The organism is Pedobacter sp. UC225_65, assembly GCF_042698365.1.
GTDB lineage: Bacteria > Bacteroidota > Bacteroidia > Sphingobacteriales > Sphingobacteriaceae > Pedobacter.
This window is the reverse complement of record NZ_CP170550.1, coordinates 1,942,400-1,956,104: the sequence shown is the minus strand read 5'-3', so window position 1 is coordinate 1,956,104 and position 13,705 is coordinate 1,942,400. Positions and strand designations below refer to the sequence as shown.

General features: G+C 39.5%; 12 protein-coding genes. 5 read left to right on the top strand and 7 right to left on the bottom strand.

Annotated features, from left to right (window positions below; all coding sequences use genetic code 11):
- Positions 1 to 13 precede the first annotated feature (13 nt).
- Positions 14 to 2,551, top strand: coding sequence for a glycoside hydrolase domain-containing protein (locus tag ACFJIZ_RS10300; RefSeq protein ID WP_379093215.1), 2,538 nt, complete (start codon positions 14 to 16; stop codon positions 2,549 to 2,551).
- An 87-nt stretch (positions 2,552 to 2,638) separates the two neighbouring features.
- Positions 2,639 to 4,984: a right-handed parallel beta-helix repeat-containing protein gene (locus tag ACFJIZ_RS10295; RefSeq protein ID WP_379093212.1), complete on the top strand. Its 2,346-nt coding sequence runs from the start codon at positions 2,639 to 2,641 to the stop codon at positions 4,982 to 4,984.
- Between the two features lie 264 nt (positions 4,985 to 5,248).
- On the opposite strand, the gene hppD is transcribed toward ACFJIZ_RS10295, so the two are convergent.
- The 3 genes from hppD to ACFJIZ_RS10280 all read right to left on the bottom strand — a co-directional run bounded on the left by hppD (position 5,249) and on the right by ACFJIZ_RS10280 (position 7,711).
- The gene (hppD, locus tag ACFJIZ_RS10290) at positions 5,249 to 6,379 is read right to left on the bottom strand and encodes a 4-hydroxyphenylpyruvate dioxygenase (RefSeq protein WP_379093209.1); all 1,131 of its coding nucleotides are present in this window, start codon (positions 6,377 to 6,379) and stop codon (positions 5,249 to 5,251) included.
- A gap of 166 nt (positions 6,380 to 6,545) precedes the next feature.
- Positions 6,546 to 7,040 (bottom strand): hypothetical protein, encoded by a 495-nt coding sequence (locus tag ACFJIZ_RS10285; RefSeq protein ID WP_379093206.1) that lies wholly within the window; start codon positions 7,038 to 7,040, stop codon positions 6,546 to 6,548.
- Positions 7,037 to 7,711, bottom strand: a complete 675-nt coding sequence (locus ACFJIZ_RS10280; RefSeq protein WP_379093203.1) for a homogentisate 1,2-dioxygenase — start codon at positions 7,709 to 7,711, stop codon at positions 7,037 to 7,039. Before ACFJIZ_RS10280 ends, ACFJIZ_RS10285 begins: the two co-directional genes overlap by 4 nt.
- A gap of 252 nt (positions 7,712 to 7,963) precedes the next feature.
- Between ACFJIZ_RS10280 and rpiA the strand changes: the two genes are divergently transcribed.
- The 3 genes from rpiA (at position 7,964) to ACFJIZ_RS10265 (ending at position 10,800) form a co-directional block, all read left to right on the top strand.
- A complete protein-coding gene (gene rpiA, locus ACFJIZ_RS10275; protein WP_379093200.1) occupies positions 7,964 to 8,662 on the top strand; it encodes a ribose-5-phosphate isomerase RpiA in 699 nt (232 codons plus the stop codon).
- Between the two features lie 147 nt (positions 8,663 to 8,809).
- The gene (locus tag ACFJIZ_RS10270) at positions 8,810 to 9,808 is read left to right on the top strand and encodes a fumarylacetoacetate hydrolase family protein (RefSeq protein ID WP_379093197.1); all 999 of its coding nucleotides are present in this window, start codon (positions 8,810 to 8,812) and stop codon (positions 9,806 to 9,808) included.
- Positions 9,809 to 9,912: 104 nt separating this feature from the next.
- Positions 9,913 to 10,800 (top strand): flavin reductase family protein, encoded by an 888-nt coding sequence (locus ACFJIZ_RS10265; RefSeq protein ID WP_379093195.1) that lies wholly within the window; start codon positions 9,913 to 9,915, stop codon positions 10,798 to 10,800.
- A 47-nt stretch (positions 10,801 to 10,847) separates the two neighbouring features.
- On the opposite strand, the gene ACFJIZ_RS10260 is transcribed toward ACFJIZ_RS10265, so the two are convergent.
- The 4 genes from ACFJIZ_RS10260 to ACFJIZ_RS10245 all read right to left on the bottom strand — a co-directional run bounded on the left by ACFJIZ_RS10260 (position 10,848) and on the right by ACFJIZ_RS10245 (position 13,705).
- Positions 10,848 to 11,408 carry a DUF4287 domain-containing protein gene (locus tag ACFJIZ_RS10260; RefSeq protein ID WP_379093192.1) on the bottom strand — a complete coding sequence of 187 codons (561 nt, stop codon included), beginning with the start codon at positions 11,406 to 11,408 and terminating at the stop codon, positions 10,848 to 10,850.
- Positions 11,409 to 11,639: 231 nt separating this feature from the next.
- Complete coding sequence (locus ACFJIZ_RS10255; protein WP_379093189.1) at positions 11,640 to 12,164, bottom strand: C40 family peptidase; 525 nt, start codon at positions 12,162 to 12,164, stop codon at positions 11,640 to 11,642.
- A gap of 390 nt (positions 12,165 to 12,554) precedes the next feature.
- Positions 12,555 to 12,929 (bottom strand): DUF4870 domain-containing protein, encoded by a 375-nt coding sequence (locus tag ACFJIZ_RS10250; protein ID WP_379093186.1) that lies wholly within the window; start codon positions 12,927 to 12,929, stop codon positions 12,555 to 12,557.
- 74 nt (positions 12,930 to 13,003) lie between these two features.
- Positions 13,004 to 13,705: an SDR family oxidoreductase gene (locus ACFJIZ_RS10245; protein WP_379093183.1), complete on the bottom strand. Its 702-nt coding sequence runs from the start codon at positions 13,703 to 13,705 to the stop codon at positions 13,004 to 13,006.

Sequence of the window (13,705 nt, the reverse complement as noted above, 5' to 3'; positions counted from 1 at the left end):
AAATACCAAAGTAGTGCAGATCGAATCAATCAATGCTTTCAACAGTGTGTACCCGATGGAAGTAATTGCTACAACCAGCGAAGTAGCGCAGCTTAAGGCAAAAAATGCAGAACCGGCCTATTTGGTTTTTCCAGAAAAGAGAAACTATCCAATTGTAATGAAAAATGACATTCCACAACGATGGGTTATCAAAGGACCGCAGCAAACTTTTACAGATCAAGCATTAAGAGGGGAGAACTTTTCTTTTCAGTTGGGTATTTATGCACTAAAAGATCTACAACAGGTAAAGTTGAAATTTAGTGACCTAAAGGATAAAGCTGGGAACAAGATTTCGGCAAAGCTGATTTCTTGTTTAAATACCGATGGTATAGCTTATGATGGAAATCCACTGCGCAAGGAAGTAAATATAGTGCAAAACCAAGTGCAAGCGCTGTGGTGTTTATTGAGCATTCCTACAACAGCAAAAGCAGGTAGTTATAATGGAACAGTAATGGTTACTGCAGCAAATGCACCTACTCAAAGTATCAAATTAACTATTCAGGTAGGCGCACAATTAAGTAAGGAAAACGGCATAAATGAACCTTGGAAACAAACCCGTTTAACGTGGCTAAACTCTACGCTTGCGCAAAAGAATACTGTAATTGCCCCATATACAGCCTTATTGGTGCAAGGAAATACAATTGGCCTTTTGGGTAGAAAGGTTGAGTTGGACAAAAATGGTTTTCCAAAACAGATCCAAACTTTCTTTAGTCAGGAAATGACAGATTACACACCCACACCAAATAACCTGTTGGCAGAAAATATCCATTTCCATTTTGTGCGTAAGGCAGATGGAAAAAACATCAAGCTCAATGATGGTGGTGTAGAATTTACCAAAAAAGAAGCAGGTACTGTACAATGGAAGACCAAAAATGCAAATGATAGTTTACGTATGGACGTAACTGGTAGTTTGGAGTTTGATGGATTCTTGACTTATACAGTTAAAGTTACCGCTTTACAGGATGTAGATCTGAAAGATGTTACCATGCACATCCCATTTAACAAAACAGCTGCAACCTACATGATGGGTTTTGGCCAAAAAGGTGGTCTTAGACCTGAGCAGGTAGAATGGAAATGGGATGTGGCCACTAAAAATCAGGATGGGGCATGGTTAGGCAATGTAAATGCTGGTCTACAGTATTCATTGCGCGACGAAAAATATGTAAGGCCATTGAATACCAATTTTTATCTTCAAAAGCCCTTGCTGTTGCCAACCTCGTGGGGAAATGGAAACAAGGGAGGGGTTACCATTGGCATTAAGGGAAGTTCGATGTTGGCCAATAATTATACGGGCGAACGCCAGATGAAAAAAGGAGAGGTGTTGTATTATAATTTCACTTTGTTGATTACTCCTTTTCATACCATTGATACCGATTTTCAGTGGGCGAACCGTTTTTATCATAAATACAATAGCATCGATAGCATTAAGGCCACAGGTGCAACGGTGGTAAATATCCACCATGCCACGCCGATCAATCCGTGGATCAACTATCCGTTTATTGAGCATGCCAAGATGAAAAGTTACATTGACGAAGCCCATCAAAAAGGATTAAAAGTTAAGACTTACAATACGGTACGCGAGTTGTCTAACCGGGCCTATGAAACTTTTCCGATGCGAAGTTTAGGGCATGAAATCTATTCTCCAGGTAAGGGTGGAGGTTTTTCTTGGTTACAGGAACATGTAAAAGACGATTATATTGCCGCGTGGTTTGTGCCTGAAATTAAGGATGCGGCCATTGTAAACAGTGGCATGAGCCGTTGGCACAACTACTATGTAGAGGGAATGAACTGGTTGACCAAAAACGTGGGGATTGATGGGATTTATTTGGATGATGTTGCTTTCGATAGAATTACCATGAAAAGGGTAAAACGTGTGCTGACCCAAAATGGACATCCAGGGATTATTGACCTGCACTCTGCCAACCAATACAATAAAAGCGATGGTTTTAACAATAGTGCCAATTTGTACATGGAGCATTTTCCATACCTGAACAGGTTATGGTTTGGAGAGTATTTTGATTATGAAAAAAACAAACCAGATTTCTTTCTAACAGAAGTTAGTGGTATTCCTTTTGGCCTGATGGGCGAAATGTTACAGGATGGGGGTAACCAATGGCGTGGGATGGTTTATGGAATGACCAATCGTTTGCCATGGTCTGGGAACAATGACCCAAGGCCGATATGGAAAGTATGGGACAACTTTGGGATGAAAGGGACCAAAATGATGGGTTATTGGTCTGAAAACTGTCCCGTTAAAACCAACAATGCCGAAGTGTTGGCTACAGTTTATAAAAAACAAGGAAGTGCTTTGGTGGCCATTGCCAGTTGGGCAGACCAAGACGTGAAGGTGACATTGAACATCGATTGGAAAAAACTGGGAATTGACCCAGCAAAGGCCAGTATCACCATCCCCGATGTGGTCAATTTTCAAAAAGGAGAATACTTAACAACTTCTAGCGAAGTTATGGTGCCGAAGGGAAAAGGCTACCTGATTGTTATCAAAGAAAAATAAATTTTTAACTCCCCCTTAATTGGGTACAAAACATCATAAATATTGAAATAATCTATTATTAAACCAGCCTAACATCATCTATCTTTTATGAAAAAACAATTATTCATGCTTATTTTAAGTGTGCTGCCCTGTCTTGCTTGGGCACAAAAAAAAATTTACGTGTCACCTTACGGAAATGACAATCAAACTGGCAGCTTGGCAAAGCCCCTCAAAACACTGGCAGGAGCTGTAAAAAAGGTGCAAAACCTTAAAAATGAAGAGCTAAGTATTCTGTTCAGAAACGGTACTTATATATTTGAGGAAACAGCTCAGATTTTAGCCGATAGCTTTGCTTTACGTTCATTAGAAATTAAGCCTTATGCAAATGAAAAGGTCATTTTTAGTGGAGGTAAAAGAGTTTCATTAAAATGGGTGCCTTACCGCAATGGAATCTATCAGGCCAAACTTAGTTTGGAAACAGCACCTGATCGGCTGTTCATGAATGGAAAGGCATTGCTTATGGCACGTTACCCAAATTTTAACAGCAAGGCCAGGATATTTAACGGAACAGCAGCGAATGCACTAGATCCTGAGCTTACTGCTAAATGGAAAGACCCGAAAGGTGGTTTTATACATGCGTTACATTCTGGTGAATGGGGAGGTTTCCATTACCAAATTACAGGTAAAACTAACGATGGAAAGTTGACTTATATTGGTGGATGGCAGAACAACAGGCCATCGCCCATGAATAAGGAACATCGCTTTGTGGAAAATATTTTTGAGGAATTGGATGCCCCTAATGAATGGTTCTATGACACAAAGGCACAAATGCTTTATTTGATGCCTGCTAAAGGCACAGACCCTAATAAGGCAAGGTTTACCATTAGTAATTTAACGGATCTGATCCATCTTGTTGGGAATAACAAAAAGCCGTTAAAGCATATTAACATTAGTGGAATAGACTTTACGCAGACGGCCCGCAGTTTTATGCTTACTAGAGAACCTTTGTTACGTAGCGATTGGACCATTTATCGGGGGGGAGCATTGTTATTAGATGGAACTGAGAATATTGTTGTTTCCAATTGCAATTTCTACGAATTGGGTGGAAACGCCATCTTCATGAGCAACTATAACAAGGACAATAGGATTAAAGATAACCACATCTATAACATCGGGGCAAGTGCCATTTCGTTTGTGGGAAGTGCAGATGCGGTAAGATCGCCCTCATTTAGGTACGAAAATTTTGTGCCATGGACTGAAATGGATTTTACAAAAGGTCCAAAAACTAACAATTATCCTCAATATTGCAGTGCAAATGGAAACCTGATCCATAACATTGGTACAATTGAAAAACAAGTGGCGGGTGCCGAGATTTCAATGGCTGCACATATTACCGTTAGCCATAATACCATCTATGATGTGCCCCGTGCAGGTATTAATGTAAGTGAGGGTACTTGGGGTGGACATATGATCGAATTTAATGAAGTGTTCAATACTGTATTGGAAACAGGTGATCATGGAGCATTCAATTCATGGGGGCGCGATCGCTATTGGCGGCCAGGAAGAAAGGTAACGGATAGCATTGTTGCAGCAAGACCCGGTATTGAATATCTTGATGTAATTGACCCGATTACATTGCGCAACAATCGTTTTCAATGCGATCATGGTTGGGATATTGATCTGGATGATGGAAGTAGCAATTATCTGATCTATAATAATGTATGTTTAAGTGGTGGATTAAAATTGAGGGAAGGTTATCATCGTACGGTAACGAATAACATTATCATCAACAATACCTTTCATCCTCATGTGTGGCTGAATAATAGCAATGATATTTTTATGCACAACATTGTATCAACCACTTATGCCCCTATCGGTATGAATACCTGGGGCAAAAAGATTGATCAGAATTTTTTCCTTTCGCAAAATGGTTTGGAAGCAGCGCAAAAGTTGGGTTTAGATCAAAACAGTAGCTATGGCGATGTACAGTTTGTAAATTCCAATATTGGTGATTACCGTGTAAAGACTTCATCTCCAGCGCTACAAATAGGTTTCAAGAATTTTGAGATGAATTTCGGTATAACTTCACCGCGCTTAAAGAAATTGGCGGCTAAACCACCTATTAAAGCGTTGAAAATCTTGGCCAACAATCAACAATCAGCTAAAATGGATTGGTTGGGTGCATCATTCAAAAATATCGAAAGTTTGGGCGAACGTTCGGCAGCTGGCCTGCATAATGATGCTGGTGTATTGTTGTTTATTTTACCTACCCAATCGTTGGCCGCTAAAAATAAACTACAAAAAGGAGATGTGATCATAGGATGGGGCAATGAAAAGATCAATTCTATACTCAACCTTCAAGAAATGATCCAGCGAAGCCAGTTTTTAAGTAACGCAGAATTGAAGATAATTAGGGACCAACAGGAAAAAACAATTACCATTAACCTCAAATGATTTTTTGAATCTGAAAACATTCTTCTTCGTTCTTGGTTATCATATAAATCAATCGATATGAATAACTTTTTTAGAACATTGTTTGCAGGCTGGGGTGCTTGGAAACTAGGTGGTGGATGTTTATCAACAATTGTAATTTTTGTTGTGCTGTATTACTTGTTAGGCCATTGCTAAGTGTATGAATTAGCCTAAATTATATCAAAATGAAAGGCCAGGTATTTATTACCTGGCCTTCTATTTTTTTCGAATTGATCACCAAAAATTTTATAGATTTCCTCTCAACTCCTGCTCGCGCTCAAGCGATTCGAACAAAGCTTTAAAGTTGCCTGCACCAAAAGATTGTGCACCTTTACGTTGGATGATCTCAAAGAAAAGTGTCGGACGGTCTTCAACTGGCTTGGTAAAAATCTGCAATAGATAACCTTCTTCATCACAGTCAACCAAAATGCCTAATCCTTTTAACAGTTCGATCTCTTCGTCAATCTCACCTACACGGTTTGGCATCATGTCGTAATAGGCTTCTGGTGGAGCACTTAAAAATTCTACACCACGAGATTTAAGTTCTTTTACCGTTTTAACAATGTCTTTGGTAGCTACAGCAATGTGTTGCACACCTTCGCCTTCGTAAAACTCCAAGTACTCTTCGATCTGCGATTTCTTTTTGCCTTCTGCTGGCTCATTGATCGGGAATTTAGAAAAACCGTTGCCATTGCTCATCACCTTGCTCATTAAAGCAGAGTATTCGGTATTGATTTGTTTATCGTCGAATGAGAGGATATTTACAAAACCCATTACATCTTCATACCATTTTACGGTTTCATTCATTCGGTTCCAACCCACATTGCCTACACAATGATCAATATATAGAAGACCAGCATCACTAGGGTTATAATCACTATTCCATTCGCGATAACCTGGCATAAAAGTACCACTGTAGTTTTTGCGCTCAATAAACATGTGAACGGTTTCGCCATAGGTATAGATACCAGACATTTTTACCTCACCATGTTCATCTGTTAAAGTTTGAGGTGCTAAATAAGGTTTTGCACCACGTTTAGTTGTCTCTTCAAATGCACTATAAGCATCGTCAACCCAAAGAGCCAATATCTTTACACCATCGCCATGCGTTTTAACATGCTCAGCAATTGGGCTGTCAGATTTAAGTGCTGTGGTTAGGATCAACCTGATTTTTCCTTGTTGCAAAACGTATGAAGCTCTGTCGCGAACGCCAGTTTCTGGACCAGCATAAGCTAAAGATTGAAAGCCAAATGCTGTTTTATAATAATGTGCAGCTTGTTTGGCATTTCCTACATAAAATTCGATATAATCTGTTCCATTGATTGGAAGAAAATCTTGTGCCTTTGCTATTTTTTCTGCAAATGTTTGTGTTGTCATTTTGTTTTTATTTAGTCCGAAAGTTCGAAAGTCGGAAAGTCGAAAATCGGGTGTTGTCGTTTGTTTTTTTTTAACGTTTTAAATGTTGGAGTTTGTCGTCATATCTTCGGACATCGAACTTCCGGACTATATACTCCGGACTTCCCGTCTTTAAGCTTTCCGACTCTTACTCTACATTGATCTGCCAGCTGGTATGGTAACTTTCGTCTTCAATATCAACCGCATCTTGTGTCAACATTAATGGTCTGAAAGGATCGATCATCACGGCCAGCTCTTCTGTTTTTTCTTTACCAATAGATTTTTCTACCGTACCAGGATGTGGCCCATGCGGGATACCACCAGGGTGTAGGGTAATCTGACCTTTTACCACGCTTTTACGGCTCATAAAATCGCCATCTACATAATATAAAACCTCGTCACTATCTACATTGCTATGGTTATAAGGTGCAGGGATAGATAAAGGATGGTAATCGTATTTACGTGGAACGAAAGAGCAGATCACGAAGTTATGACCCTCAAAAGTCTGATGCACAGGAGGCGGTTGGTGCAAACGACCGGTAATCGGTTCAAAATCATGGATAGAAAATGCCCATGGATAGTGGAAACCATCCCAACCTACAAAATCAAAAGGATGTGTGCCATAGGTGTAAGGATACATCATCCTTGTTTTTTGATCAGCACCTTAAAATCTCCAAACTCATCAATGGTCTCTAGGTTTTGAGGACGTCTGATGTCTCTTTCACAAAAAGGAGAATGTTCTTCCAACTGTCCAAAAGTGTTGCGGTAACGTTTAGGCGTACGGATTGGGCTAAAACTCTCTACAATAAAAAGTCGGTTCTTTTCATCATCAAATTGCAATTGATAAATCGTACCACGAGGGATTACTAAATAATCGCCATAAGCAAACTTGATCTGTCCAAAACCGGTTTTTAAGGTGCCGCTTCCTTCATGGATGAAGATCACCTCATCTGCCTGACTATTTTTATAGAAATAATCGGTCATTGATTGTTTAGGGGCAGCCAAAGAGATGTGCAGGTCGCTGTTGACCAAAACTGGCTTGCGGCTTTTCAGGTAATCGTCTTCCGGTTTGATGTTAAACCCAATCAAACTGGTGTGGCGTAAATGTTTTTCTCGAGCAATTTTGGGCTCTACAGAATAAGGTTCTCCTAAAGATTTTACAATTGTTGGTGGATGGCAATGGTAAACCAATGAGTATAAACTGGAGAAACCTTCGGTAGAAACCAATTCTTCAGCATATAGATTGCCATCTGGTTTACGAAAAACCGTGTGTCTCTTAGCTGGAATTGTTCCTAATGTATGGTAAATAGGCATAGCGTTAGGTAATTTGGTTAGAATGTAAAATATATAACGATAAAAACGCGAAAACGTTTTATAAGGTGCGCTTAGAATGAAACGGCTTAGAAAGAATATTGGGCAAAAATGATCTTCGATAGCATAGCATACCTGAATGCAGCGAGAACCTCGTTTGCATTGTGATTTTGATATGATGAATGGCTGATCATTTACGAGTCTAAATTACGGTTTAAATAGCAAAGTTCAAATTTCTTTCCTTACTTTTAAAATATGCCTATCCAACCCGAAAATAATACTGCTAAAGAAAAGCTGGAAGCTGCAAAGGCCGCGGTGGCCTTGGTTAAGGATCATGATATTGTGGGTTTAGGTACTGGCACTACGGCAACTTTTGCGATCCAAGAACTAGCCAAACGGGTAAAAGCTGGATTACAGATCAAAGGTGTACCGAGTTCGGTCAAAACTGCAACATTGGCCAGCACTTTGGGTATTGAGCTATTGGAGCTTGGTACAGTAAGCCATATCGATATCAGCATTGATGGTGCCGATGAGTTTACCGAGCAGCTGAACTTGATCAAAGGTGGAGGTGGTGCACTTTTTAGAGAAAAGGTAGTGGCCTCTTTAAGCAAAAACAGCATTATCATTACCGATGCCTCGAAAAAAGTAGAAAAATTAGGTGCCTTTAAAGTTCCAGTAGAAGTTGTGCCTATTGCTTATCAATATGTGATAGGGCAGCTCGAAAAACTGAATGGCATACCCATACTTAGGTTAAATGGAAAAGAGACTTACCAAACAGACAACCACAATTATATAGTGGATGTAGACTTTGGTTTAATTGACGATGCTGAAAAACTTTCGATTGCTTTAGACCAGATTGTTGGTGTTTTTGCGCATGGACTGTTCGTTGGTCTTACGGCACAGCTCATCATGGCAAAGGATGGCAACTTGGTCAAATTTATAAAGCCTAAATAGATAGCTATCAGTTTGTTCCTTATTTTCTTGCCCAAAAGAATTGTACAGTTTAATGTAAAACACTAGCTTTATTCCATTATTTAGCCAATATAAAAGGCTTCCTGCCTACCGCAGGCAGGCATCTAACCAATTAAAATATATAAACAGATGAAATTAGTATCCTATAAAACCGAAGATAGAGAGCACTTGGGTGTTTTTGTAAATGGGCATATCTACAACCTAAATTCTTGCAACAAGTTAATTCCTGATGATATGAATGCCTTTTTACAAGGTGGAGATGCCTTGATGGAAAGAGCCAAACAGATCAATCATGATATCATTAGTGGTGCATTACAACCAAAAGAGGAAATATTCTATGAGATTTTGGCACCTGTTCCTCATCCTACCTCTTGTAGAGATGGATATGCTTTTCGTCAACACGTTGCTGCGGCAAGAAGAAATCGTAAGGTTGATATGATTGCTGAATTTGACCAATATCCTATCTTTTACTTTACCAATCACAATGCGATCCAAGGTCCTGGCGAAATCGAGTGTATGCCAGATCATTTCCAAAAATTGGATTTCGAATTGGAAGTGGCGGTAGTGATCGGTAAAAAAGGGCGCAATGTTAAGGCTGCAGAGGCTGATGATTATATAGCAGGGTACATGATCATGAACGACATGAGTGCACGTACTTTACAAATGGAAGAGATGTTATTGAATTTGGGCCCAGCAAAAGGAAAAGATTTCTCTACCGTAATTGGCCCTTGGTTGGTTACACCTGATGAGTTGGAACCCTATAAAGTAGCGGCAAAGCCTAACCATGTTGGGAATGCTTACGATCTAAAAATGACCTGTAATGTAAATGGGATACAAGTATCGGCTGGTAACATGGCAGATATGGACTGGACCTTTGCAGAGATCATTGAACGTTGTGCATATGGTGTTGATATTTTGCCTGGCGATGTGATTGGTTCTGGAACTGTAGGCACAGGCTGTTTCTTGGAACTAAATGGCACGGGTTTATTGAATGATCCAAATTACAAGGTGCAATGGTTACAGGCCGGCGATACTGTTGAAATGGAAATTACAGGATTAGGAAGCTTAACCAATATCATTACCAAAACAGATACTGACTTTTCTATATTGGCTTTGAAGAAGAAATAATAAAGGGCAATTCTTAAATAATTAAAATTAAAAAGAGATGTCATTCTGAGCTTGTCGAAGAACATCTTTTTTTAGTTCTGGTCTAACCAACTTTACAATTAACCATGCTCACCCTAAACTGCGAAGATCTTTCTCCTGTACAATTGCAAAACTACCTGCAGTATGCCATTGCACCTAGGCCCATCTGTTTTGCTTCTACCATAGATGCCGATGGACATATCAACCTAAGTCCTTTCAGTTTCTTTAATATGTTTAGTACCAATCCACCGATGTGTATCTTTTCTCCGGCACGTAGGGTAAGGGACAATACCACCAAACATACTTTAGAGAATGTACTTCAGGTTAAGGAATGTGTAATCAATATTGTTGATTATGCCATGGTGCAACAGACCAGCTTGGCCAGTACAGAATATGGCAAAGGCGTAAATGAGTTTGAAAAAGCTGGGTTTTCGATGTTGGAATCGCATTTGGTTAAACCACCGAGAGTGGCTGAAGCTCCAGTTCAATTGGAATGTGTGGTAAAGGAAGTGATTGCTTTGGGAGATCAACATGGAGCAGGTAATCTGGTATTGGCCGAAATCAAGTTGATCCATATCAAAGAAGAGATCCTAGATGCGGATGGTAAAATAGACCAAGCTAAAATAGACCTCGTAGCGCGTTTAGGAGGCGATTGGTATTGTAGGGTAACTCCAGAAAGTTTGTTCAAAGTGGCCAAGCCTTTAACTACCTTAGGGATAGGTGTAGACGCGTTACCTGTATCAGTTAGAAACTCTAAAGTTTTAACGGGTAATGACCTAGGGATGTTAGGTAACATTGAACAACTACCCAATGCAGACGAGATTGATGCCATGCGATGGAATACAGCTGTAAAGGATATTTTGGATGCCACGATTGGTGATGCCAACAATAGAGAAAGGGAGCTGCACGAACTGGCGAAAATCTGGTTGAACTTAGGTAAGGTAAACGATGCGCTAAAAGTGGTATTGCTTTAATGTTTTGAATTTTTGGTTCGTGCCGAAACGAACCCATGGGTTTTTATTTATCCTGCACCTTCGTAGGCCTTTTTTAACCAAGTAATTACTGTTTGATCTACATCTTCTTCTTTTTCTAATTTGATGCGATGGGTACACATGGCATTGAAACTTCCTGCCAACTCTAATCCGTTAACTGCATCCTGATTTTTGATATTCAAACCCAGGTCTAAACGGGTTTTGGTACTGGGTTGGATAATGGCAAACTGTTTCTTGCGTATGATGCTCACATAGGCATTCTTTGGCGAAAATTCCACATCTGCTCCAAATGCTGCAATAGCTGTTTTCAACTGTTCGTAAATAGACCTAAGTGCTTCTTTTCCAACATATTGTTTGTCAACCAATTCGTCTTTGTTGCTAGTAGAACCTGCATCAGTGCCTTTGGTTTTGAGTACGATCATATTGGCAAAACCATGGCCAAGACCGTGCTCTGTTTTTAAATATTTGACCATTTCGCCATGTTTTTCGGCGCCATGTGCTTTCAAGATCAAGATCCATTCTTCGAGTGTCTTTCCCGTATTCTTTTGAAGGTTGGCCACCATGTTGGCTACCGCTTTATCTACATCCATTGTTTAAGCCTTAAGTTTATGGTAACTGGTTATTGGTCCGTCCATTTTCGTAAAGATATTTATAATCGCCAATACCAACAATGGCATGTCCCCAAATTTTGGCTGGCGCTTGTGTAACCTCTTCCATCAATCTTCAAATGGTTCAGTTGCCTTGGTTTTAGGTTCTGCCATATCAATAGTATTATCAATATGAAGATAAAGAAAATGATTAAAATTGAAGAAGATTTAGGATTATTCCATAATGCTTACCGCTTTCATGAAACGACTTTTATAATAGTCGTTAAATTCTGTAACAGTTACACCATGTGCTTTGCCTGAGGTAGAATGGATAAATTTGATATCTCCATCTTTAATGGAATAGATAATGCCTACATGTCCGATTTTTCTTACCCTAGGGTTTGTACCCGTAAAAATGAGTACATCACCAACTTTGGCATCAGCCAGTTTAATGGGTACACCAGTGCTGGCAAATTCGCGAGAAGAACGTGGAACTTTAAAACCAAAATTCTCGAATACATAACTTACAAAACCAGAGCAATCAAAACCTTTATCAGGATTGCTTGATGCGTACCTATAAGGCGTGCCTACCATTGATTTGGCAAAAGTGAGCAGTTGAGCTGCAGGCGTATTGATCTTGCTTAATATTTTTTTCATCATTTCCTGATATTGCACAGGAAGTGAAGCACCATTGTTCTGTGCTTTGCTTGAAAGAGAGACGAATAAGAGGAAACAAAAAATAAATAGTATTTTCTTCATATCGGGTTGCCAAAGATAATAAAAAAACAGAAATACAGTAAGGTGTTGATAACTTGAGGATTGGCTGTTGTTGCTAAATGAAAAAACGCCAGTTACTTACCGTTAGCGTAGTTTTTTTGAAGGATGATAGATTAAGAGAACCTGATGTGCCGATCCTAAATCTTATAAATGTTACTTTGTGAGTTGGTTCTGGATTGCAAATCTCAACCAGCAGCATATATTTTCTATGTGGCTATGTGGTCTAAAAAAGGATATGTAAACCACATAGGGACAATAGGGCACGTAGTTGGTTTTTATCTTTAACAAACCTTGTTATACTGAGGCAAGAAGCATTTCCCTTAAACAGATAAGGTTTCTGTGAAGATTTTCGACTATAATGGTTGGTCGAGATTAAATATTAGGGAACATCGTTTGTGCTCTTTCTCCAATAAATGGGATAGGTTTTTTCTCTCCATTGATCGCACCGATAAACCCAACTATCCAGATGATGATAAGTGCCAGCTGGATGAGCCACATTACATAAAGCATTGCCCCAAATCCTTCAGCAAAGAAAACAATACCTAGGATAAAATTTAAACCCCAGCCCAGTATTGTAGATACAATTGCAAATAATAAAGTTTGTCTGAGTTGGTAGCTTCCCAGTTCGGTTTTATGGTCTTTGTGCATGGCAAAATAAGCAATCAACCATCCAATTATTGTGAAATAACTAATGATACTTGCCATTTTGCCATCGTCTGGGGTAGTAAAGTTGTTGTTGGTTTCCATAATCAGTTTAATTTTGATTTAGCTCGGGTAAATTCCCATTAAACAAATTACAGAATATGAATGTAATATCCTAATTATGGGGTGGTTACGGCTACAGGTAATACCTTCCCATTGAAGAACTTATGTCCGGTTCGGGCGAAGTCCGCTACATATTTACCCATTTCAAAAGCCAACACTGGACTTTCGTAACCTGGGAAAGCAGCTTCCAACATTTCTGTTTGTGCAGAACCCAAAGCCAAGCAGTTTACTTTGATGCCTGTTGGTGCCAGTTCGAGCGCTAAACACTCGCTTAGGGTATGTAAGGCCGCTTTACTGGCCGAATAGGCCGCTAAGCCTGGAAATTTAACACTTCCCTGAAAACCACCCATGCTTCCAATATTTACGATATGGCCACCACTAGGAATAAATGGCAAGGTATACCTGATCATTTTAAAGTGGCTCATTACATTATGTTCCAACATTTCGGCAAGGTCTGTTTCTGTAGTTTCGGTAAATGGTTTGTTGATTAGGCTTCCGGCATTATTGATCAGGATATCTACTGAACCCAAACGCTCCTTGATAAATGGAACCAAGGCCGTGTAATCGTCATTAACGAGGTCGAATGCAACAGGCAGTAAAGTGCAGTCTGGATTGATACCTTTTGCAATTTCGTGTAGCTTTCTCAACTTATCTGCTGATCTGGCAATGCATAAAACTTTATTCTTACTATCTAAAGCAAATTCTAAGGCAGTTTCAAAACCTATTCCACTACTTGCGCCTGTTATAATTACGTTCAT